Genomic DNA, 21,852 nt, shown 5'->3' on the forward strand with positions numbered 1-21,852 from the left:
CTCCCGCGGCCGGCGGCGTCAGCGGCTGCCGGCCGTTGAGTGGTGGAAGGAGGCTGGACTGATCGGGAGCCGTTGCCAGACGTGCGGGTGCTGTCCAGGGCTGCGGCTCAGGCGGCGATCAGGTCCGCCACACGCCCAGTTGGGACCGTTCCTGCTCGACGGAGGACGCTGCGGGATCCGGGAACCGTGGTGGTCGCTTCTGCGCGCCTCCGGACAGCGCGTCGATACCTTCGGCGGGCAGCACATGAGCGACCGCTACGGCGAGCGGAGTGATGTCACGCGGCGGCTGCGTCGTCGGCTCATCCAGGTTCGAGCAGTGGTGCCCGCCACCTTCGCCGGGATCCTGTCCCTCGGCGGACGCTTCGTCAGCCGACTCGGAGGACTGGCCCAGAGAGGCGGCGGAGACGACGCGGATGGCGTCGGCACCCGCCGGGCCGGGGCCATGGGCACACGCCAGCAGGTGCATCAGCGCGGCCAGCAACACCACGAGGGCCGCCCCGGTTCGTGCCCCGGGGCGGATGTTGCGGCGTACCGACCAGACCTTCATCAACACAAAAGGTAGTCGATCATGTACATAAAGTGCGTTTAGGGAGGTGTGGCCGACGCGCACTCACGCAAGGCTCGCGTCCGCCAGGCGCCTTCCTTGCAAGCCGGAGCGGGGGCCGTTGTGGCCGGTGTGCTCGGCCGGCTGCCAGCTGTTCTTGCGGCCGGCCAGCCCCAGCGGGCCCCGGACACAGTCCCGCATCCTGCGCCGTACCTCGACCCATCTTCACGTGGCCCAGGGGACCGACTTGCACCGGGACCGTCAGCCGGGCCGTCGGTTCCGGATCCGGTGCTCCACCGCCCACAAGGCGAGGCCGATGAAGGCGAAGGCCAGCCAGGTGCCGACGAATTCCAGCGGTTCGCTCTAGTGTTCGCCGGAAGCGGCGATGCCGGAGACGACGGTGACCACAAGGGCTCCGGCGATCAGCTTGCCGGTGAGCGGGAACCTCTCTGCGGCGCGGCGCCGGGCCGGCTCATGCGTCCCACGGCGCAGCCGAACGGCGGTGTACAGCGCGAGCACCCCGCCGGCCGGCATGCTCAGGCCGACGCCGAGCCAGAGACCCGGATTCGTCGTCGGCGCCTCGACCGTCTGCTGAACGCGCCCGTCGAAGGTGATGTCGGTGCGGCGGCCGTGCCAGACGACCACTCCGATGCGGTCGCCCTTACGCAGCCTCGACAGCACGGGGCCGGAGTCGTCAAGGCTGATCCTGCCGGATACCGACGGGGGACCCGTGACCTCCAGCCAGTAGTGGCCGCCACGACCGTTGGAGTAGTCCTCCAGCTTTCCGACCACGGCAGGGATGCCCAGGTCTTTGGTGCGGCCTCGTAGGCTCGCACGGTGGAAAGGCTGTGGCGGCAGGGCACCGCGAGCACGGCAGCTCCGCCGAGGACGAGGAGCAGCGCCAAGGCCGCCAGGCCCCACGCCCGTTGCCCGGCTTCCCAGGACCTGCCCATCATCGACTCCCCGGGAGGTTCGACTCGAAACAGTCGGGGAGGGTTGTGCCCACTCACCGCAGTGGCACGTTCGGCCGTGTTCAGTTCCGTTTCGAGGGGAGCCGGGTGAGAGTCAACTCGTAGGGAGAGTCGGTCGTTGGAGACACGGGCGTCAGATGAACGGCTTTGCCTCCGCAGCGGAAGCGATCGGGGGAGAAGGACGCGGTGAGTTTCTCGCGGACGACGTAGGTTTCGCCCACCCGGAGACTGAGCTCGCCGGGGTGGCGTAGGGCCGGACTGTAATAGCCGATCTTGCCGTTTGCCGTCCGGTACCGGGTGGTGACGCTGCCACTCGCGTGAAGAACCACGGGGCGGCCGTGGAGAGTTGCCGCCTCCGAGACGCCCTTGCCGTAGTCGATGACCAGGGTGCCGTCGGGCCGGAACGTCCAGGTGCCGCCCTCGCCGGACAGCCACACCCTGCTCCCGTCGACGCGTACACGCTGCCTGGCCGGGAACGCACGCCAACCACCGAGGAGACAGGGGTCGTTCCTCCGGCCGGACGAGCCTGGGGCGTCCTGGCCGTTCATGGGGGGCTGCGCGGCCACCGCGGGAGCAGCAGGTCGCCAGATGAGGTAGTCCTGTGGAACCCCCGCAGCCGCGCCCGCGAGAGGAAGCGCCGCCAGGAGCCCCAGCGTCGTCGGCAGGAGCGCCGGGCGGCGGGTTTCCCCACGCGCGGTGTCCTCCTCACCGTCCGACGGTCGCCGACGGTGTCCGGACAGTGCCGCGACCGCGGCGCCGAGCAGTCCGGCGGGTACCGAGGCGACCACTCCCCAGGCGACGACTTCGTGCAGATGGAAGGCCACGTCGGCATCGGGCATGAACTCCCTCGCGCCGCAGACGTCCGGAGCGACGCCGGTGACGGCGACGCACAGGGATGTCCCATGGCTGACGTAGAAGCCCAGAGTGCCGAGGACCGCGGTCACGGTCACGGCCAGCGGAACCAGCACGGGCCGCAGCCTGCGGCAGATTAGAGCGGTCCCCGCCGCCGCTGCCGCCTGGAGCAAGGCGGTGACCGCCAGGTACGTGCTCGCGCGCACGACGGAGAACGGCAGGGTCCCCAGGACGGCCGACGGGTCGGCGATCCGGCGGACCTCGGACGGCAGCGCGCTCCGGGCGGCATAGGGCAGAGCGATCCCGGCCGCGACCGCCGCGAGGCCCGCGATCATGCCGACCGCCAGAGCTCTCCCGACGCCTTCGGTCGCGGCGAGGGACCCGCGCCGCCGGTAGAGCAGCAGCAGCGGGACCGCCCAGACGAGGACGAGTCCGACGGGTAGGAAGGGCGTGGCACGGACGAAAGTGAGCGGGACGTAGAAGTAGGCGTCGGCGAGGCCGCCGGTCAGAGCGGAGTACCAGCCGATCGTCCGGCCGGCGGCCGGTACCGCGTGCAGGGGCGTCGTCGTGAGGACGGCCGGGTCCAGCTGAAGGCTGTTGCACAGGGCCACGAGCGGTCCCCAGACGGCCCCGGCCGTGGTGACGATCGCGCGTCGGCGCAGCCCACGGGGCACACCCGACTCCTCCGGGGAAACACGGCGGCGCACCGACCGCGTCCACAGCGCGAGCGGGAGCAGGATCGCCAGCTGGACGAGACCGATCAGCGCGTACTGGCCGAGGGTCGGGTTGACCGCCGTCAGGTCGGCTGTTCCCAGCGAGATCTTCCCGCTGCACACCATGCCGCCCGTGAGTGCGGCCGGCAGGACGACGACGTCCCACCGGGAACGGGCCGTCTCCGGGGCAACCGGCGTGTGGCGGCCCGCCGTTGCGACCAGTGCCGAGGCCAGTGCCAACGTGGCGACGACACCGACGGGCAGCGCGAGCAGCGTCAGGCCCACCGTGACGAAGCGACCGGTGACATTCCCTGTCAGCAGTGCGAGATTGTGGAGGACCAGGCCGGTCAGGAGTCCGATTCCGGCCATCTCCCAGCCACCGGTGCGCAGCAGCCGTACGGGGTCGAGCATTGCAGCCACCCGCTGACCGGGACTGGGATGTGTGCCGGCACGAGCTGCCCAGCGCATCCATCCGGCCGGAACCCACCGCCACGCCGCGCGCCTGCACGGCCAAGGCAGCTCGGCGACCATCCGGGGGAGGGAGCTCCGGGGGGAGCCCCAGGAGTGGGCGACCGCGTCGGCGTGCAGTTCCCGTGCACGCAGGATCATGTTCCTGGCCAGGTAGGCAGTGACACTCAGCACCAGCAGGGCGACCAGCCGGTACGCCAGTTTCGCCTCGCCGCCCGGCGAGGTGGTGCCCAGCGGGCCGTCTGCACCTCCGGCATTCAGCAGCGCCCCCGGATACACCGACAGCAGTACGCAGGGTACGAGTGCCGTCGCGACGAACGACCACCAGAGCGCGACCGTCAGATAGGTGCGGCCGACATCGCGATGGCGATGGTGGGCCAGTTCGTGTCTGACGACGGCGCGGAAACCGTTCCGGTCCAGGTCGTAGCGGACCAGCAGCCCCACGTCGAGACAGATCCGGGGACGTCCTGGCAGACCGTACGCCCGGCCGCCCGTCGTGGTCGCGTAGGGATCGACCAGCCAGAGGGGAAGCTGGGACAGCCCCGTCGCGCGGGCCAGAGAGTTCAGTTCCTCCAGCACGTCGGCGTTGTCGTCCCCGGTCAGCTGGACCTTCCCGGACCATTGAGGCAGACGAAAGCTTCCGGCCCGGCGCCACCGCGATCCGGACTCGCCGCGCGAGGTCGGCCGCCGCCTGAGCCGCGGCCACCAGGGGTGGAGCGCGTACAGCAGGACGGCGACGGCCGCTTCGGCCATGAGCCCGGTCGCGATGCACCCGGCCTCGTGCAGGAAGTACGGTCGCTCGCACGCGTTGGCCATCGTGATCTGTGTGTTCAGACGGTCACTCCGCTCAACGATCCAGGCGGTCGCCGGATCGATCCGGGCCAAGCAGGGACTGACCTGAACCCGGGAAAGGCGCTCGGAGGACGGCAGCGTGGCGCACACCACGCCGAACGCCACGACACTGGACGCCAGCACCGCACTCACCAGGACCGCGAACCGCAGATCCGTTCTGGCCCGCAGTAGCCGCCCCGGCACCGTGGCAGGACCGGGCGGAACCGCGTTGGGAGCCATGCCTTCGAAGACCCCTGCACGTTCGGTCACTGCGGGATCTCCCCAGCCAGCCCATCACCCACCACCGCCGCGGCCATGAGCTCTGCTCTGTCCTGCGGCATGCCACCGTGGCGAACCAGCGTGCGCAGCACGATCCGCCGTACCTCGCGCCACTGCTCGGGCTCCAGCCGCACCACCTCGGTCGGTTCTCCCGCCGAACCGGCATCCCGCGCTCCCTCCTCCGCGGAGACGTCGGCGGTCGGTCGGGCGAACATCCTGCGGATCACATCCCGTGACGCGCCGACCGCCTTGTCACCCAGATACGCCCCCACAGCGGACGCCGCAGCCAGGAACACGGGCGTCAGCAACTGCTCCGCATCCGGCCCGCCGAACCCGAGAGGCCCGCTTCCGCGCGCCTCGGCGCAGGGCGCCAGCGCCTGCTGCGGATCACTGAAGTAGGCCGCGCACAGCATGTCGAACGCCCGGCGTTCGGCGGCGACCCGTTCCGGTGCCACGCAGGCGGCCCGATCGAGCATTGCCCGCGCCACTGCCGCCACGTCCACCGCTTCGGAGTCGTACACACGACGTGATGTCTTCACGCCACCCCCAGACCGGAGTTACCACGAGACCCCGCAGACGCGTCCCTGACACGGACCGTCCGCTCAGCTCCTATGCCGCCTGACGCTAGGGGAATTGCGGTAATACGCCGTGAATATCAGCAAATAGACAGTGATGTGCGTTGCGGTGGTGTAGGGGATGGACCCGGGCCGCCGTTCGGTCTTCCGGTTCAGCCGTTCCAGCGGGTTGAACGCGGTCAGGCGGGCGGTTCGCCGCGGCCGGCTCTGGACGGCCGCTGTCGGTGCCTCACCCGGCGCCGATCGGGCCGCACATCAGGTTGCCGGGTTCGGCAGGGTCGTCGCTGGTCCAGAACTGGGTCCACAGCGCGGCGAACTCAGGGCGGCTGAGGTAGCCGTCGGCGTCCTGGTCGAGCCGGTCGAAGGCACCGCCGGTCTCCACGGGCCGTCCGTGCCAGGTGTCGACGAGACGCTGGTGCTCGCCGCGCGAGATACGCCCGTCGGCGTTCTCGTCGACCGCGTCGAAGATGGTGTCGGCGGTGGCGGTGACGGCCTCGGGCATGGTCTGCAGCAGGTCCACCATGGCGAGGAGGTCGTCCAGGTCGATCCGGCCGTCCCGGTCCGTGTCCACGGCATCCGACAGATGCTGCCACCAGCCCCTCAGTACGCCGTCCACGCGCACGGCCAGTTCCGATCCCTCTCTCACTCGCGGCAGTCGGCCCCAGCGGTCCGCCAGGGCCACGAAGTCCGCCTCCTCCAGATAGCCGTTGCCGTCCGCGTCGAACGCCTCGAACATGGCCTGGAGCTTGGTCCGCTGGAACTCGCTGGACATCACATGTCTCCTCACGCGCAGTACTGAGGACATGCTTTCCGCGGCCGGCCGCCCCGCAACGGCGCTCGCGCTCACCGCGGCGGGTGCCCGTGCGCCCGCGAGCCCGCCCAGTGCGCCGTGCGCCGGTACTGGGCGTGCAGCCCCTCGGGCCGACGCCTTCGGGCGGGCCCGCTCCGACGCGGGACACCTGGCGGTGGCTGCCTTCGCCCGCGACGCCCGCGTCCCGGGCGTGATCACCCAGAACGTCGACGGCCTGCACCAGGCCGCAGGCAGCGAGGACGTCGTGGAACTCCAAGGCAGCCGGGACCGGGTCGTGTGCCTCTCCTGCCGAGCCGTCAGCCCGCGCCGTGAACTCGCCCGGCGCCTGGAGGCCGAGGACCCGGGCTTCGACCCGGTCGCCGCCTGGATCAACCCGGACGGTGACGTTGACCTCACCGACGTGCAGGTCGGGGACTTCCGCGTCGTGTCGTGTGCCGACTGCGGGGGCGTGCTCGAACCGGACGTGGTGTTCTTCAGTGAGGCGGTTCCTCCACAGCGCGTCGAGCACTGCCGACGGCCGGTCCACCAGCGGACCGCGCTGCTGATCCTCGACTCGTCGCTGACGGCGGTGTCCAGGCTGCGGTTCGTCCGTCAGGCGTCGCAGGAGGGCAAGCCGGTGCCGATCGTCAACCGGGACCCCAGCCGGGGCGGCCCGCACGCGTGCATCCGGGTCGCGCTGCCGCTGGGAACGGCCCTGACGGCCGTCGCCGACGACTCGGCATCCCGGTCGGCGGGCCGGCGGGCCGAGGAACAGGTCTGGATGACGGCCTTGAACGAAGCGGGGTTCAGAGGACCTCGCGTATGCCGGGAGGGGAGGGGGGCGACGGGGCGCCGCCGTCGGCTCTTGAGCTGCCGCCGGCGGCGTTGAAAACCGCGATGGAGGGTGCGTTGACTGGGGTTACAGCGCGACGGCCGCCTGCGGTGAGCGGAGCACGAGCAGGGTGATCTCGCTGGGGGCGAAGACGCGGAACGGCGGGCCCCAGAAGCCGGTGCCTCGGCTGGTGTAGAGGAGGGTGCGGTCGCCGTGGTTGCTGAGACCGGCCAGCGCGGGCTGGTCGAGGCGGACCAGGTGGTGGAAGGGCCAGATCTGGCCGCCGTGGGTGTGGCCGGACAGCTGGAGGTCGATGCCCGCGGCCGCCGCCCGGTCGACGAACTTGGGCTGGTGGGCCAGAAGCATGACGGGCAGGTCGGGGTCGGCGCCGTCCAGGGCGCCGGCGAGGTGGGCGCGGTGGCCCGCCAGGCCGGAGGACTCGGCGGTGACGTCGTCGACGCCGGCCACCACGAGGGTGTCGCCGCCGCGTTCGAGCAGCAGATGGCGGTTGCGCAGCGGCTCCCAGCCGAGCTCGTCCATCAGGTCGACCCAGCCCTGGGCCTCGCTGTAGTACTCGTGGTTGCCGGTGACGTAGACCCGGGCTTTGGCGGCTCGCACGGTACCGAGCGGGACCGCCTGGGCGCGGCGGCGCTCGGCCGTGCCGTCCGCGATGTCGCCGGTGTGACAGACCAGATCGGCCTCCAGCGTGTTCACGGTCTCGCACACCCGCTCCGACCAGCGGGCGCGGTCGAGCGGGCCGTAGTGGGTGTCGGTGATGAGGACGACCCGGGTGCCGTCCAACCCGGCGCCCAGCCGGGGGAGTTGGACGTCGAGGCGGCGCACGCGCGGCACGCGGCGGGCTTCGGCGTACCCCCAGACGAGCAGTACGGCGGTGGTGCCGAGGACGGCCCAGGCGACGATACGGGCCCGGTCCTGGCTCTCGCCGACGCCCGCCAGGGTCAGGGCGAGCCGCAGCAGGATGCCGAGCAGCACGGACCAGGTGAACAGGATCCAGCTGCCGCCCAGCAGGGTGTCACCGACGATCGCCGCCCGATCCTGCTGACGCCGGCCGTGACCGCGCCCCATCGCGAGCGGCATCCCGACCAGACCGAGGACGAACAGGGCGGTGCCGGCGAGCGTCACGGGCAGCGGCCAGTGCTGGCCGGTGTACAGCAGCACCCCGCAGGGCACGGCCCACAGCAGGACCGGTGCGATCAGGGGGAGGTAGCGCATCAGGCGGAGCAGTGGGCTCCGCCGTGGAGCGTGCGCCTCGCTGTCGGCGGGGAGGGTTTCGCTGGTGTCGGTCACGCCTCCCACTCTAGGTATGGCCGCCGCCACCGGACACGCCCAGGGTGATGTCGTCGGCGTAGTAGTCGCCCTGCACGTACCAGCCGTGGACGTAGATCGTCGCGCTGGTCTGGGACGGGCCCGTGGTGAAGGAGACGGTCAGGGGGCTGTAGCCGGCGGGGGAATTGGTCCAGGTGGAAGTGCCGCCGTTCACGCCCAGGTAGACGTAGGAGCCGCGGACCCATCCGCTGAGCGAGTAGGTGGTGTTCGGCCGTACGGTGACGGTCTGGTCGCACTGCGCGGTGTCGCTCGAACTGACCGTGCCCTTAAGGGCTTTGGAGCCCGAGTGGACGGGGGAGGAGACGATCGAGCCCGGGTTTCCGGCACAGTTCCACGGTGAGACGGCGCCCGACTCGAAGCCGGGGTTCGTCAGCACGTCGGGAATCCCAACTGCGCTCGGGGCTGCGGACGTCGGAGCGGTCGACGCGCTCGCCGAAGACGCGGGCGGGGTGGTGGCTTTGGTGGCGCCGGGGATCAGGAGGGAGCAGCCGAAGCCGGCGACCGCCGCCGCGGCGACCGCGATCACTACGGCCGCCCGGCGCTGACCGGGTCCAAAGCGCGGGCGGACCGCGGGGAGTTCCTCCGTCTCGCCGTCGGGCGGGGTCTGCGGGACAGGTACGGTCTCGGTCGCGTGGCCGCGGTAGTGCTCGTCCTGGCGTATGTCGTCGAGGAGTTGGGCCAGCGCGGCGGTGCTGCGCGGGCGCAGTACGCGAATGGGTTCCAGCGCGGTGCGGTCGTCCCCCGAGTCGGACACGGGCGGTATGGGCACGGCGCTCTCCTTACGTCACATCCCGTGGCAGAGACCGGAGTTGTTCCTGCGGATGGATACGCACCGCCTGCTGCGGAGGTTCAGCCAGAGTCTCTGAACGCCGCCGCGCGGGCCGCGCCCACCAGCGCGGCGTCGCCCGCGGGGTCGGCGGATTTCATTGCGCGAGGGGGTCGGAGCCCGGCCGCACTCTCGGCACGCGAGTCGTCCGGTGTCCAGCCCCCGACCCCGAGACCGGCGGTCAGCGCCGGGGCGACGAGGTCCCAGGAGCGGGCCATTGAGCCCCCGACGACCAGGGCGGTCGCGCCGAAGTCCAGCAGGCGCGGGCCAGCACGGCGCCCAGGCCGGTGAATACGTCTGCCGGCAACCGCCGGGCCGACTCCTCTCCCGTCCTGGCGCGGTCGGCGATGTCGCGCACACCGGCGGCGGGGTCGCCGTAGCGGGGGGCGATCGCCCGGCGGGAGACGGTGTCCTCCAGCAAGTCCCGCACGATCCCGGCTAGTTCGATCCAGGCCTCCACATGCTCGGTGGACGGCTCCTCGGGCAGCTGCGGCCGTCTGCCGTGCAGCTGCTCGATGGAGGAGGGATGGACGTCCAGGCCCTCGGTCACGTAGTCCCAGAACTCACCGATGAGCCGGTCGCGGTTCGTCGTCGGACATCGACACCAGCTTGTGCATCAGGCTCACCCGTTCCGTCGTGGTGTGCTGCCGAACGATGGTCCGCAGCACGGCCGAGCGCGCCCGGAACTGCCGTAACTGGTCCTCGACCAGGCGGAGATGAGTGACCGCCAGGTCGTGCAGCGTGGTCTCGGCGCCGAGTACCCGGCGGATGTCGTCCAGGCCTGCGCCCGGGTCGCGCAGGGTCCGCACGAGTTCGAGCCGGGCGATGGCGTGCACGTCGTACTGCCGCAAGCCGCCCCCGGTGAGGCCGGTGGGCGTGACGACGCCCTCGTCGGCAAGGGAACAGCCTGCAAAGTCCGCGTGGGTAGAATCTGAGTATAGTGTTTGGACTGTCTGTCTAGGTTCGGGAGAGGGGAAGCGTGGACAGCAACCCTGCCCTGGATGCCCAACGAGACGCGATCATCGGTGCGTTGGGGTCCGTCGTCGAGGGCATCGCGGCGACCTTCGGGCCGGTCTGCGAGGTCGTGCTGCACGACTACCGGCACCCGGAGAAGTCCGTGGTCGCCGTCGCCGGAGCCGTCACCGGGCGCTCGGTGGGTGGCGCGATGAGTGAGATCGGGCTGCGGGTGCTGGCGCGCGGGGATGAGGCCGGCGACGAGTTGAACTACCTCACCCGGACCAAGGGCGGCCACCTGCTCAAGTCCTCCACGATGGTGCTGCGGGACTCGACGGGCGCGGTGTTCGGCGCGCTGTGCGTCAACGTCGACGTCACCGCCGTACAGCAGGCGCAGGCCGTGCTCGCCGGGATCGGCGGGGGAGTCGGGGCCGGGACGGGCGAGGCGTCGGGTACGACCACCTTCGGCAACGACATCGACTCCGTGGTCGAGGCCATCGTCGACGCCCATCAGCTGCGGCAGAGCAGGACCTGGGTCCAACTCGGCCGCGCCGAACGGCTGGAGCTGTTCCGCAGCCTCGACGAGCACGGGGTCTTCGCCGTGCGCCGGGCCGTCGAACAGGTCGCCGCCCGGCTGGGCATCTCCCGCGCCTCCGCCTACAACTACCTGTCCCAGGCCCGCGCTGAGACCGGCTCCCGCGCTGAGACCGGCTCCCGCGCTGAGACCGGCTCCCGCGCCGAGACCGAACCCCCCGCCGAGACCGGCACCCCTGCCACATCCGGCGGCCCCGCCGACTCCGCTCCCGATGGAGGATCCGCGTGACGACCACCACCCCGCCCATCACCCTCGACGACGTCCGTGACGCCGCCGCGCAGATCAAGGGTGTCGCCCACCGCACACCGGTGCTGCGCTCGCGCACCCTCGACGAGCTCGTCGGCGCCGAGGTGTTCCTGAAGTGCGAGAACTTCCAGCGGATCGGCGCCTTCAAGTTCCGCGGCGCCTACAACGCGGCCTCCCGGCTGACCCCGGAGCAACTGGCCCGGGGCATCGCCGCCTACTCCTCCGGTAACCACGCCCAGGCCGTCGCCCTCGCCGCCCGCGAACTCGGCACCACCGCGGTGATCGTCATGCCCGAGGACACCCCGGCCTCGAAGCTGGCCGCCACCGCGGGGTACGGCGCCGAGATCGTCACCTACGACCGCTACACCGGCGACCGGGTGGCCATCGGGGAAGCCCTGGCGGCCGAGCGCGGACTAACCCTCATCCCGCCCTACGAGCACCCGCACGTCATGGCGGGGCAGGGCACGGCGGCACTCGAACTCGTAGAGGAAGTGGGGGAGTTGGACGCCGTGCTGACGCCCGTGGGCGGTGGCGGGCTGATCGCCGGGACGGCCACCGCCGTCAAGGGGCTGCACCCGGGCACCCGCCTGGTCGGCGTCGAACCGGAGGCCGGGGACGACACCAAGCGGTCCCTGGAGGCGGGTCGGCGCGTGACCATCGCGGTGCCGCGCACCATCGCCGACGGGCAGGCGGCCGAGACGCCCGGTGAGCTGACCTTCTCCGTGAACCGGCGGCTGGTCGACGAGATCGCGCTGGTGAGTGACGAGGAGATCAAGGAGGCGATGCGGTTCGCCTTCGAGCGGCTGAAAATCGTCGTCGAGCCGAGCGGCGCCACCCCGCTGGCCGCACTCCTCGCCGGGCGCGCGGGCCCGGTCACCGGCCGGGTGGGGCTGATCGTCTCGGGCGGCAACATCGGCGCCGAGCGCTTCGCGCAGTTGTGCGGAAGCGGCCCGGCGTGACAGTGACCGTGACCTGGGGCCGGTCCGGCGGGGCGTGTCGCAGCCGCGGGCGCGCCCACTTCCTGTGACCTGACCCGCCGGACGGGCCCCGCGGCCGTTCCCCCGAATGGCGCTCCCGGGTGGGCAGGAAGACGATGGAGTGGTGGGGCGCGGCCCCCGCCGGAGCGCCGGTGCCGTTCGGGGTCGCCGGGAGACGGAGACCGGCCCCGGCCGTGCTGCGCGCGGCCGGAATGGAGGCAGCCGTCATGCTGGAAGTGAAGACGGTCGAGAAGCCGGACGAGCGGCGTGACTTCCCGCGCGGCCACCTCGAAGCGGTCCACCTGACCGGACTCGACTTCGCGGTGGGCACGTTCGAACCGGGCTGGCGCTGGTCCGAGTCCGTGGCCCCGATCGCGGGCACCAAGAGCTGCGAGATCCATCACAACGGTTATGTGGTCCAGGGGCGGATGCATCTCCGCATGGACGACGGCGGAGAGAGTGAAGTGGGCCCCGGTGACGTCTTCGTGTGTCCGCCGGGACATGACGCGTGGGTGGTCGGCGACGAGCAGGTGATCGTGTACGACTTCGCCGGCGGCATGGCCACGGACTACGCGAAGGCTCCGTAGCCCTCCGGACATACGCGCCTCGCGGCACCGCACCCGCCGGGCGCGTATGTCATGCCCGGTACTCGACGACCTGCCCCTCCGCGTACGCGACGCCCTCCCCGTGCCCGAACAGGCCGGGCAGCCCGCCCGTGTGCACGAACACGGTCCGCTCGCCCGGCCTGATGTCACCGTCCCGGACGGCCGCGATCAGACCGGCCATCGCCCGTCCCGTGTACGTCGGGTCGAGCACGAGCCCGGTGGTCCGGGCGGCCAGGGTGAGCGCTTCGGCGGTCGGCGCGGTGAGCGAGGCGTACCCGTCACCGACCTGGTCGCGTCGGATCCGCAGTCCGTCCGGTGCGGTCAGACCGGCGAACTCGCTTACGGCGGCGGCCGGTTCGGGCAGTGCGCCCACGTCGACGCCGAGCACCGCCGCCACCCCGAGCGAGATCACCAGCCCCGCCATCGTGCCGCCCGAGCCGAGCGCGACCACGGCGGTGCGGAGATCGGGGAGCTGCCCGCGCAGCTCCTCGCCGCAGCGTGCGTACCCGCGTGCGCCGAGCGCGCTGGAACCGCCGAACGGGATCAACGCGGGGCTGGCGCCGGTGGCGCGGAGTTGCTCGCACACCTCGGCCGCCGCCCGGTCGAGTCCGGCCTGGTCCACCTCGCCCGCCCAGGCGATCCGGGCGCCGAACAGCCCGTCGAGGGCGAGGTTCCCCGAGCGCGACACGCCCGGCGATCCGCGCAGCACCAGCACCACGGCAAGCCCCAGCCGGGCTCCGGCGGCGGCCGTCAGGCGGGCGTGGTTGCTCTGCGGGGCGCCCGTGGTGACCAGGGTGTCCGCGCCCTCGGCCAGCGCCGCACCCACGGTCCACTCCAGCTTGCGGATCTTGTTGCCGCCGCCTCCGAGGCCGGTCAGGTCGTCGCGCTTGATCCACAGGTCGTCCGGGCCGAGCCCGATCGCGGTGGCCAGCCGGGGCGCCGGTTCGACGGGGGTGGGGAAGGTGGCCAGTTCCACGCGGGGGTCGCTCATGGCGTACATCATCGCGCGCTCCGGAAGTTCACCGGCGGTCGGGCTTGCTCTTGGAAACCGATCGGTTTACTGTGGTCGGCGTGAGGGAACCGATCGGTTTCCACTCTGTGTCGGATGCTCTACGGCATCCCCTCATCCCGGAGATCTCCATGACGAACATCGAAGGTTCCGTCGTCCTCGTCACCGGCGGCAGCCGTGGCATCGGCCGCGCACTGGTGGAGGCCCTGTACGAGCGCGGCGCCAAGAAGGTGTACGCGACCGCCCGCGACCCGAAGACCGTCACCCACCCCGACGCCGTACCGCTGGCGCTGGAGGTCAGCGACCCCGCGTCCGTCGCGGCGGCGGCCGAGCAGGCGCAGGACGTCACGATCCTGATCAACAACGCGGGCGCGGCCGTGAGCGCGAACTTCCTGGACTCGCCCGTCGAGGACATCCGCCGCGAGTTCGAGACCAACTTCTACGGCCCGCTGCTCGTCACGCGCGCCTTCGTGCCGATCATCGAGCGCAACGGCGGCGGCCACATCCTGAACTTCCACTCGGTGCTGTCCTGGGTCGGCCTCGCCGGCTCCTACAGCGCGTCCAAGGCCGCCTTCTGGTCGCAGACCAACTCCCTGCGCCTGGACCTGAAGCCGCGCGGTATCGAGGTCACCGGACTGCACGTCGGCTACGTCGACACCGACATGGCCGCGCATGTCGACGGGCCCAAGTCCACTCCCGAGAGCGTGGCGGCACAGGCCCTCGACGGCATCGAGGCCGGCGCCTTCGAGGTACTCGCCGACGACCTGACCCGGCAGGTGAAGGCCGGGCTGTCGGCCGAAGGCGGGGCGCTCTACCCGCAGTTGGCGACCGCCTAGTCGGAACCGTCCGGTCAGATCGGCAGCAACCGGCCGACCAGCGCGCTGAGTTGCTTCGCGTTCCGGCACTCGTGCATCTCGACCAGTTCCGCGTAGTCGGGCGCGGCCGAGTCACCGGTGCCCCACCGGGAGCGCTGCTCGGGGTTCAACCAGTAGACGCGGCGGGCCCGTTGGGCGATGTGCCGGACGGCCGGGAGATTCGGGTCGCTCATGTTGGTGCGGGCGTCGCCGAGGACGAACACGGTCGTGCGCGGGCCGACCGCGTCGCCGTAGCGCTCGGCGAACTCGCCCAGGGCGACGCCGTAGTCGCTGCTTCCGTGCCAGCCGGTGAGGGTGGCCTCGGCGCGGATGCGGGCGCCCAGGCCCTCGGGGTCGGCCGTGCCGTGCGCGAGCAGCGGGGTCACCTCGTCGAGGCGGTTGACGAAGGCGAACACGCGGACCTTGCTGAACTGGTCGTGCAGCGCCTGCACCAGCAGCATCGTGAAGTCGGAGAAGCCCGACACCGAGCCCGACACATCGCACAGCAGCACCAGTTCGGGCCGGACCGGCCGACGCCTGCGCAGCACCGGCCGCATCGGCACCCCACCCGTGGACAGCGAACCGCGCAGGGTGCGCCGCAGGTCGATCGTGCCCCGGGAGGCGCGGCGCCGACGGGCGGCGAGGCGGGTGGCCAGCTTCCGGGCCAGCGGCTGAACAGCCCTGCGCAGCTCGGCCAGTTGGGCCCGGCCCGCGAACAGGAAGTCGACGCGGTCGGCCGTCGGCGCCACCGCCCGGCGGGCGATCTCGTCCCGGCCGCGCCGCTCGGCGACCCGGCGCCGCGCCTCCCCGGCGACCTGCCGCCGGAAGCCCTCGATGCGCTGCCGGATCTCGTCGTCCAGCAGCCGGTCGGTGAACCCCGTGTCCCCGCCCTGCGCCCGGATGCTCGTCCGCACCCGGGCCAGCAGCGTCTGCGGGCGCAGCCACTCCAGGGTCTGGTGCGAGGACCAGCCGTCCGTCGTGGGGGAGTTGCCGTAGCCGCCGAAACCGTCGACGGCCTCCGCCGCCAACTGCCCCATCAGAGCCCGGTCGTTGGCGGCCAGCGCCGCCGCGAGCCGGTCGCGCAGGTCGTCGCGGCCGGTGGGCTCGCCCTGCGGTGCGCCGATGCCGCGCGGGAAGTAGAGGTCGAAGACCGGGTCGAACACCGGGCGTTGGGCCGTCCCGTGCAGCAGTGTCGCGGCCAGTCCCTCGCGCAGCAGCTCCCGGTCCGTGAACCCGAGCGCCTCCATCGCCAGCGCCGCGTCGACGGTCTCGCCGGTCCCGATCCGCAGACCGTGCGCGCGCAGCGCCGCGACAAGGCCCGTCAGCCGCTCGGCGACACCGGTGGCGGTCACACCGCGTCCAGGTCGAGCTTCGCCGCCGCCCTGAGGATGTCGTCCTGGTGCTTGAGGAGTACGCCGAGGGTGTCCCGTACGACCGTCTCGTCGAGCGTGTCGGCGCCGAGGGCCAGGAGGGTGCGGGCCCAGTCGATGGTCTCGGCCACCGACGGCACCTTCCGCAGTTCCATCTCGCGCAGCGCCCCGACCACCCGGACCACCGACTCGGCCAGCGCCTCACCGAGCCCCGGCACCTTCAGCCGTACGATCCGACGCTCCAACTCCTCGTCGGGGAAGCCGATATGGAGGAACAGGCAGCGGCGGCGCAGGGCCTCGGAGAGTTCGCGGCTCGCGTTGGAGGTGAGGACCACGAAGGGGCGGCGGGTCGCGGTGATGGTCCCCAACTCCGGGACGGTGACCTGGAAGTCGCTGAGCACCTCCAGCAGCAGGCCCTCCACCTCGACGTCCGCCTTGTCGGTCTCGTCGATCAGCAGGACCTTCGGGGCGTCGCCGCGGATCGCCGTGAGCAGCGGGCGGGGGAGCAGGAACTCCTCGCTGAAGATGTCGGTGCGGGTCTCGTCCCAGCTCTCGTCGCGGCCCGCGCTGATGCGCAGCAGCTGCTTGGCGTGGTTCCACTCGTACAGCGCACGGGACTCGTCGACGCCCTCGTAGCACTGGAGCCGGACCAGCTCCGCGCCGGCGACCTCGGCGACGGCCTTCGCCAGCTCCGTTTTGCCGACGCCGGCCGGGCCCTCGACGAGGAGCGGCTTGCCGAGGCGGTCGGCGAGGAACACGGTCGTGGCGACGGCGGGCGAGGCCAGATAGCCGGTCTCGGCGAGGCGCGCGGCGACTTCGTCGACGGAACGGAACAACGGGGCCTCCGGCGGATCGAGGGCGGTGCACTGCATCGAGGACGGATGGTGCATCGACATCCAGCTGCATGTCTAAGTCCGGCTACATGTCTAAGCGCTTGTTCACCTCCACTGTCACCCGTGATCGGGCCGTCGCGCAAGCCTGTATACCGATCGGTTTCCTCTTGGCTTCAGGCGCGGTAACCTCGCAGTATGGCCACGACAGACAGGGCGTCCCCCCGAGACCGGCTGCTCGACGCGGCGGCCGAGCTCTTCTACCGCGACGGCATCTCCATCGGCGTCGAGGCCCTGTGCCGGTCCGCCGGAGTCTCGAAGCGGTCGATGTACCAGCTCTTCGACAGCAAGGACGAGGTCCTGGCCGCGAGCCTGGAACGCCGGGCCCCCGGCTACGCGGCGCGGCTCATGCCCGGCCCGGACGACGCCGGTACGCCACGCGAGCGCATCCTGTACGTCTTCGAGCAGGTGGAGCAGGCCTCGACCCAGCCCGAGTACATGGGATGCCCCTTTCTCGCCGCACTGGTCGAGCTGAAGGACCCCGAACATCCGGCGAGTGTGGTCGCCCGTGCCGCGAAGGAGACGTTGCAGGAGGCCCTCCGCGCACAGGCCGAGCTGGGCGGCGCACACGATCCCGCCCTGCTGGCCCGCCAGTTGATGCTGATCTTCGACGGGGCGAGCGCCCGCGCCGGAGCCAAGGTGGAGACACTTGACGACGGGCTGACGACGCGGACCGTGGCGGTCCTGCTGGACGCGGCGGGCGTGAAGTAGACATGCGGCAGGGGCAGTTGCCGTAGCGACTGCCCCGACCGGACCGGCTGTGCTCACGCGGCCAGTGCCACCGCCTCCACCGCCGGTGTCCGCAGCACCCGCCGTGCCGTCAGCAGGCTCGTCCCCAGTGTCACCGTCGCCGCCACCGCGACGACCGCCAGCCAGATCCCAAGCCCCTGCTGCGGCACCACCGAGTCCGTGCGGACCATGGTGAACGGGATGATCCCCGCCAGCGCGGCGACCGTGCCGGACAGGACTCCGGTGACCGTGAGGATCGCCGTCTCGGTGCCCACCGTGCGCAGCACCTGCCCCGGAGTCGCACCCGCCAGCCGCTGGCCGCCGAACTCCCGGGCGCGGTAAGTCGTCGCCGCGTACAGCGAGTTGACCAGCATCACGCAGACGAAGACCACGATGATGCCGACGACCGTGAAGTTGAGCGTCTCCAGGTTCTTCGCGTCCACCGACTTTGTCAGCCCCGAGGCCTTCACCGCGTCGCTCTCCACCGCCTGCATGTACAGCGTCGCCGTGGACACCGCCGTGAACAGGATCAGCGACATCAGGATCCCGGTCGGCTGGTCGGCCCGCTCGCGCAGGTTGCGTACGGCCAACCAGCCGCTCGCGCCGGCCAGTCGGAGCCGGTCGAGCACCCACTTCAGCAACCGTGGGGCGAGCAGGGCCAGCCCCACCGAGAGCAGGATCGCCCCGTACGCCGGTGCCGCCATCAGCGCCGCGTCCGTCGCGGAGAACGCGAAGGTCGACGACACCGACACCACACCCGCGACCAGCGCGCCGTACGCGAGCAACGTCCGGGCCCGGCCCGGCTGTTGGCGTCCGCGCGTCGCCCGCCGTACGGCCAGGAACGCGGCGCCCGCCGAGGCGAGCAGCGTGATGCCGAGGCCCGATTGGAGGGCGAAGGGACCGAAGGAGTAGTCCACGGACCGCGCCACCTGGCCGCTGTCCTGGAACACCCCGAGCAGCGCCCGTCCGCCGAGCATCGCCGGACCGACGGCGAGGATCGCGCCCAGTAGGGCGACGGCCACCGCCTCACCCACGACCATCCGCTTCAGCTGCGCCGGGGTCGCCCCCGAGCAGCGCAGGGTCTCCAACTCCCTTGACCGTTGCCGCACGTTGACCGTCAGCGTCGAGGCGACCGCGAAGAACACCAGCAGGGTGCCGTAGCCGCCGACGACGCTCGCCGACGTGGACAGCGTCTCGGAGCTGACCGAGTCGATGCCGTGCTGTGCCGCCGTGTCGTGCAGCGAGTTGAACGTCATGATGATCGTCGCGCCGAGGAACGCGGCCAGCAGTGTCGCCAGGAAGCGTCCCGGCCGCTGCCGGATCGAACGCATCGCCAGTACGAACATCGCTCACACCCCCACCGTCATGTCGTCGCCCAGGTGCGCCAGCCGCTCGGCGACCGCGTCGACCGTCGGCGCGTGCATCCGGCCGGCGAGCCTGCCGTCGGCGAGGAACACGACCGAGTCGGCGTACGAGGCCGCGACCGGGTCGTGCGTCACCATCACCACGGTCCGCCCGTGCACCCGCACCGCCTCCCGCAACAGCAGCAGCACGTCCCGTGCGCTGCGCGTGTCCAGGGCGCCGGTCGGCTCGTCCGCGAAGATCACCCGAGGCTCGGTGACCAGCGCGCGGGCGATCGCGACCCGCTGCCGCTGACCGCCGGAGAGCTGGTCGGGGCGGTGGCCGAGCCGGTCCCCGAGACCGACCGCCGTCAGCACCTCCCGGGCCCGCTCCCGGTCGACGCGCCGCCCGGCCAGCTTCAGCGGCAGCACGGTGTTCTGCGCCACGGTGAGCGTGTCGAGGAGGTTGTACTGCTGGAACACGAACCCGATCCGCCCCCGCCGGAACCTCGTCAGCTCGGCCTCGCTTCCGCCCGTCAGCTCCGCGCCGTCGACCATCACGATCCCGCCGTCCGGCCGGTCGAGCCCCGCCGCGCACTGCAACAGCGTCGACTTGCCGGACCCCGAAGGCCCCATCACCGCCGTGAAAGTGCCGCGCTCCAGGCTCAGCGTGACCCCGTCCAGCGCGGTCACCGCGCTGTCGTCATGGCCGTACGTCCTACTGACCTTGACCAGCCGCAGCGCCTCGGCGGCGGGTCCCTTGTCGTGTGTCCGTCGTGCGGTGCGAAACATCGCCATCACCCTCCGTGCGGCACGCCCTGTGCCTCGCCGACGACGCTACGGAGAGGACGGCCAAGGCACATTGGGCGCAGAACCCGTATCCCGGGGTGTACCCAGCGACACCCCGTACGGGTCACCAGAACGAGCCGCCCCACGGCCCGCCCGATGCAATGGTGAGGTGACCGCGCCCCCGGACGACTGCCTCGCCCGCAACGAGTGGATCTGCGGCGAATACCTCAGCACCCGCCGCCACATCCTCCTCGACGCGGTCGGCCAGCACCTCCAGTTGACCGCGATCTCGGTGCTCATCGGTCTGGCCGTCGCCCTGCCCCTCGCGGTGGTGGCCCGCCGCTGGGGCTGGGCCGCGGGACCCGTGCTCGCCGTCACGACGATCCTCTACACGATCCCGTCCCTGGCGATGTTCTCCCTGCTCCTGCCCGTCTACGGCCTCTCGGCCACCCTCGTCGTCGCCGGACTGGTCCTGTACTCGCTCACTCTGCTCGTCCGCAACATCCTCGCGGGCCTGCGCGCCGTACCCCAGGAGACCCGACAGGCCGCACGCGGCATGGGCTACGGCCCGATCCGCCTCCTTCTCACCGTGGAACTGCCCCTAGCGCTCCCCGCCGCGATGGCCGGTCTGCGCATCGCCACCGTCTCGGCGGTCTCGCTGGTCACGGTCGGCGCGATCGTCGGCTTCGGGGGACTCGGCAACCTCATCTACGCGGGCATGAACACCTACTTCAAGGCACAGGTGCTCACGGCGTCCGTGCTGTGCGTGGTGATCGCGATCGTCGCCGACCTGCTCCTGCTGCTCGTGCAACGACTCATCACCCCCTGGACCAGGGCGGTGCGCGGATGAACACCCTGACCGACGCCTGGCACTGGCTCACCGACCCCGCCCACTGGTCGGGCGACGACGGCATCTGGCACCGGCTCGCACAACACCTCGTCCTCACCGTCGTCTGCCTGGTCATCAGCTGTCTGATCGCGCTGCCGGTCGCGCTCGTCCTCGGGCACCTCGGCAAGGGCGGCGCGCTCGCCGTCAACATCTCCAACATCGGGCGCGCGGTGCCCACCTTCGCCGTCCTGGTCCTGCTGCTCCTGACCCCGATCGGCAAGTGGGGCGAGGGGCCCACGGTCGTCGCCCTCGTCCTGTTCGCCGTACCGCCGCTGCTCACCAACGCGTACGTCGGCATGCGCGAGGTCGACCGCGATGTGGTGCGGGCCGCGCGAGGCATGGGAATGACGGGACGTCAGATGCTGTTCCGCGTCGAACTGCCGCTCTCCCTGCCGCTGTTGATGAACGGCGTACGGATCGCGGCCGTCCAACTCGTCGCGACCGCCACGATCGCCGCACTGGCGGGCGGCGGCGGACTCGGCCGTATCATCACGGCCGGCTTCAACCTCGCCAACACGGCACAGGTGGTCGCCGGAGCCATCCTCGTCGCCGTGTTCGCCCTGCTCGTCGAAGGCGTCTTCGAGGTCGCCGAGCGACTGTCCCCCCGCTGGGCGAGGGGAGCGCGATGAGGCGGCACATGGCCGCGGCGGCCGTGCTGCTCCTGGCCGCCACCGGCTGCTCGACCGGACCCTCCCTGGAGAACCAGGGCGCCGTCACCGAGCCACCCGGCGACAGCCACCACCTCACCATCGGCTCGGCCGGATTCACCGAGAGCGACCTGCTCGCCCAGATGTACGCGCTGCTCCTGAAGCAGGCCGGCTACAAGACCTCCCTGCTCACCGTCGCCAACCGCGAACTCTACGAACCCGCCCTGGAATCAGGGCAGATCGACGTCGTACCCGAGTACGCGGCCACCTTCGCCGACTGGCTCAACGCCAAGACCAACGGCCCCGACGCCCCGGCCGTCGGCTCACCCGACCTCGCCACCACGGTGAAGGCACTGCGTCAACTCGCCACCCCACGTGGGCTGACCGTCCTCGACCCCGGAAAGGCCGTCGACCAGAACGCCTTCGCGGTGGCCCGCTCGTACGCCCGCGAGCACCACCTCAAGACCCTCAGCGACCTCGGCGCCTCGGGACTGAAGGTGCGGCTCGCGGCGGGCGACGAGTGCGTCCAACGGCCGTACTGCGAACCGGGGTTGAAGAAGACCTACGGCATCGACGTCGCCGCCGTCGATCCCAAGGGCGTCGGTACGACCCAGGCCAAGAGCGCGGTGCAGAGCGGTCAGGACCAGATGGTGCTGACCACGACCACCGACGCCACCCTCGACGACTTCGGCCTGGTCCTCCTCGCCGACGACAAGCACCTCCAGAACGCCGACTACGTCGTCCCGGTCGTCAACCGCTCCCGCGCGGGCAGCCCCGGCGTGACCAAGGCGCTGGGGAAGCTCAACGACGTCCTCACCACGGCCGACCTGGCATCGATGAATCAACAGGTCGACAGCTGGCGGCGGTTGGCGCAGGACGTGGCGCGGACGTATCTGAAGGACAAGGGTCTGTTGAGGTGAAGCTCGGAGG

21 protein-coding genes and 2 pseudogenes are annotated in these 21,852 nt (G+C 71.4%); 9 read left to right on the forward strand and 14 right to left on the reverse strand.

Annotation, left to right across the window (positions count from 1 at the left end):
* Positions 1-118: 118 nt before the first annotated feature.
* The 5 genes from ACFXC1_RS03040 to ACFXC1_RS03060 form a co-directional block, all read right to left on the reverse strand.
* Positions 119-547 (reverse strand): hypothetical protein, encoded by a 429-nt coding sequence (locus ACFXC1_RS03040; protein WP_381237960.1) that lies wholly within the window; start codon positions 545-547, stop codon positions 119-121.
* A gap of 360 nt (positions 548-907) precedes the next feature.
* Positions 908-1,336, reverse strand: coding sequence for a hypothetical protein (locus ACFXC1_RS03045; protein ID WP_381237962.1), 429 nt, complete (start codon positions 1,334-1,336; stop codon positions 908-910).
* Between the two features lie 241 nt (positions 1,337-1,577).
* Positions 1,578-4,649, reverse strand: a complete 3,072-nt coding sequence (locus ACFXC1_RS03050) for a M48 family metalloprotease (RefSeq protein ID WP_381237964.1) — start codon at positions 4,647-4,649, stop codon at positions 1,578-1,580.
* Complete coding sequence (locus ACFXC1_RS03055) at positions 4,646-5,179, reverse strand: hypothetical protein (protein ID WP_381237966.1); 534 nt, start codon at positions 5,177-5,179, stop codon at positions 4,646-4,648. Before ACFXC1_RS03055 ends, ACFXC1_RS03050 begins: the two co-directional genes overlap by 4 nt.
* A 283-nt stretch (positions 5,180-5,462) precedes the next feature.
* On the reverse strand, positions 5,463-6,038 hold the full coding sequence (locus ACFXC1_RS03060) for an EF-hand domain-containing protein (RefSeq protein ID WP_381237969.1): 576 nt from the start codon (positions 6,036-6,038) through the stop codon (positions 5,463-5,465).
* A gap of 81 nt (positions 6,039-6,119) precedes the next feature.
* Here ACFXC1_RS03060 and ACFXC1_RS03065 point away from each other — a divergent pair.
* Positions 6,120-6,782, forward strand: a pseudogene (locus tag ACFXC1_RS03065) (Sir2 family NAD-dependent protein deacetylase); the annotation flags it as partial.
* Between the two features lie 160 nt (positions 6,783-6,942).
* Here the strand turns inward: ACFXC1_RS03065 and ACFXC1_RS03070 are convergent.
* From ACFXC1_RS03070 to ACFXC1_RS03085, 4 genes and pseudogenes are all read right to left on the reverse strand, one after another.
* Positions 6,943-8,163: a metallophosphoesterase gene (locus ACFXC1_RS03070; protein ID WP_381237971.1), complete on the reverse strand. Its 1,221-nt coding sequence runs from the start codon at positions 8,161-8,163 to the stop codon at positions 6,943-6,945.
* A 19-nt stretch (positions 8,164-8,182) separates the two neighbouring features.
* A pseudogene (locus ACFXC1_RS03075) lies at positions 8,183-8,728 on the reverse strand (carbohydrate binding domain-containing protein); the annotation flags it as partial.
* A gap of 481 nt (positions 8,729-9,209) precedes the next feature.
* Positions 9,210-9,578 (reverse strand): hypothetical protein, encoded by a 369-nt coding sequence (locus ACFXC1_RS03080; RefSeq protein WP_381237974.1) that lies wholly within the window; start codon positions 9,576-9,578, stop codon positions 9,210-9,212.
* A gap of 13 nt (positions 9,579-9,591) precedes the next feature.
* Positions 9,592-9,879: a MerR family transcriptional regulator gene (locus ACFXC1_RS03085; RefSeq protein ID WP_381237977.1), complete on the reverse strand. Its 288-nt coding sequence runs from the start codon at positions 9,877-9,879 to the stop codon at positions 9,592-9,594.
* Positions 9,880-10,007: 128 nt separating this feature from the next.
* On the opposite strand from ACFXC1_RS03085, the gene ACFXC1_RS03090 reads away from it, so the two are divergent.
* The 3 genes from ACFXC1_RS03090 (at position 10,008) to ACFXC1_RS03100 (ending at position 12,387) form a co-directional block, all read left to right on the forward strand.
* Positions 10,008-10,805: a helix-turn-helix transcriptional regulator gene (locus ACFXC1_RS03090; protein ID WP_381237979.1), complete on the forward strand. Its 798-nt coding sequence runs from the start codon at positions 10,008-10,010 to the stop codon at positions 10,803-10,805.
* Positions 10,802-11,782 carry a pyridoxal-phosphate dependent enzyme gene (locus ACFXC1_RS03095; RefSeq protein WP_381237981.1) on the forward strand — a complete coding sequence of 327 codons (981 nt, stop codon included), beginning with the start codon at positions 10,802-10,804 and terminating at the stop codon, positions 11,780-11,782. Before ACFXC1_RS03090 ends, ACFXC1_RS03095 begins: the two co-directional genes overlap by 4 nt.
* 245 nt (positions 11,783-12,027) lie before the next feature.
* On the forward strand, positions 12,028-12,387 hold the full coding sequence (locus ACFXC1_RS03100; protein ID WP_381239415.1) for a cupin domain-containing protein: 360 nt from the start codon (positions 12,028-12,030) through the stop codon (positions 12,385-12,387).
* Between the two features lie 49 nt (positions 12,388-12,436).
* On the opposite strand, the gene ACFXC1_RS03105 is transcribed toward ACFXC1_RS03100, so the two are convergent.
* Positions 12,437-13,396, reverse strand: a complete 960-nt coding sequence (locus tag ACFXC1_RS03105) for a pyridoxal-phosphate dependent enzyme (protein ID WP_381237984.1) — start codon at positions 13,394-13,396, stop codon at positions 12,437-12,439.
* Positions 13,397-13,545: 149 nt separating this feature from the next.
* Between ACFXC1_RS03105 and ACFXC1_RS03110 the strand changes: the two genes are divergently transcribed.
* Positions 13,546-14,250: an SDR family oxidoreductase gene (locus tag ACFXC1_RS03110; RefSeq protein WP_381237987.1), complete on the forward strand. Its 705-nt coding sequence runs from the start codon at positions 13,546-13,548 to the stop codon at positions 14,248-14,250.
* A gap of 14 nt (positions 14,251-14,264) precedes the next feature.
* Here ACFXC1_RS03110 and ACFXC1_RS03115 read toward each other — a convergent pair whose 3' ends face one another.
* Both ACFXC1_RS03115 and ACFXC1_RS03120 read right to left on the reverse strand, forming a co-directional pair.
* Positions 14,265-15,620, reverse strand: a complete 1,356-nt coding sequence (locus tag ACFXC1_RS03115; RefSeq protein WP_381237989.1) for a vWA domain-containing protein — start codon at positions 15,618-15,620, stop codon at positions 14,265-14,267.
* Positions 15,617-16,474, reverse strand: coding sequence for an AAA family ATPase (locus ACFXC1_RS03120; RefSeq protein ID WP_381239416.1), 858 nt, complete (start codon positions 16,472-16,474; stop codon positions 15,617-15,619). Before ACFXC1_RS03120 ends, ACFXC1_RS03115 begins: the two co-directional genes overlap by 4 nt.
* A gap of 192 nt (positions 16,475-16,666) precedes the next feature.
* Here ACFXC1_RS03120 and ACFXC1_RS03125 point away from each other — a divergent pair, with 192 nt between their 5' ends.
* Complete coding sequence (locus ACFXC1_RS03125) at positions 16,667-17,239, forward strand: TetR/AcrR family transcriptional regulator (protein ID WP_381237992.1); 573 nt, start codon at positions 16,667-16,669, stop codon at positions 17,237-17,239.
* 53 nt (positions 17,240-17,292) lie between these two features.
* On the opposite strand, the gene ACFXC1_RS03130 is transcribed toward ACFXC1_RS03125, so the two are convergent.
* Together ACFXC1_RS03130 and ACFXC1_RS03135 are read right to left on the reverse strand one after the other, a co-directional pair.
* Positions 17,293-18,603: an FtsX-like permease family protein gene (locus tag ACFXC1_RS03130; RefSeq protein WP_381237995.1), complete on the reverse strand. Its 1,311-nt coding sequence runs from the start codon at positions 18,601-18,603 to the stop codon at positions 17,293-17,295.
* Positions 18,604-18,606: 3 nt separating this feature from the next.
* Complete coding sequence (locus tag ACFXC1_RS03135; protein ID WP_381237997.1) at positions 18,607-19,389, reverse strand: ABC transporter ATP-binding protein; 783 nt, start codon at positions 19,387-19,389, stop codon at positions 18,607-18,609.
* Positions 19,390-19,555: 166 nt separating this feature from the next.
* Between ACFXC1_RS03135 and ACFXC1_RS03140 the strand changes: the two genes are divergently transcribed.
* Genes ACFXC1_RS03140 through ACFXC1_RS03150 form a run of 3 tightly spaced genes read left to right on the forward strand, consistent with a single transcriptional unit; the run spans position 19,556 to position 21,842 of the window.
* Positions 19,556-20,236 (forward strand): ABC transporter permease, encoded by a 681-nt coding sequence (locus ACFXC1_RS03140; RefSeq protein WP_381237999.1) that lies wholly within the window; start codon positions 19,556-19,558, stop codon positions 20,234-20,236.
* Positions 20,233-20,904, forward strand: a complete 672-nt coding sequence (locus ACFXC1_RS03145) for an ABC transporter permease (RefSeq protein ID WP_381238001.1) — start codon at positions 20,233-20,235, stop codon at positions 20,902-20,904. The genes ACFXC1_RS03140 and ACFXC1_RS03145 overlap by 4 nt, the downstream gene beginning before the upstream one ends.
* Complete coding sequence (locus ACFXC1_RS03150; RefSeq protein WP_381238004.1) at positions 20,901-21,842, forward strand: ABC transporter substrate-binding protein; 942 nt, start codon at positions 20,901-20,903, stop codon at positions 21,840-21,842. The genes ACFXC1_RS03145 and ACFXC1_RS03150 overlap by 4 nt, the downstream gene beginning before the upstream one ends.
* The last annotated feature ends 10 nt before the right edge of the window (positions 21,843-21,852 follow it).

Source organism: Streptomyces hokutonensis (genome assembly GCF_042751305.1).
Taxonomy (GTDB): domain Bacteria; phylum Actinomycetota; class Actinomycetes; order Streptomycetales; family Streptomycetaceae; genus Streptomyces; species Streptomyces hokutonensis_A.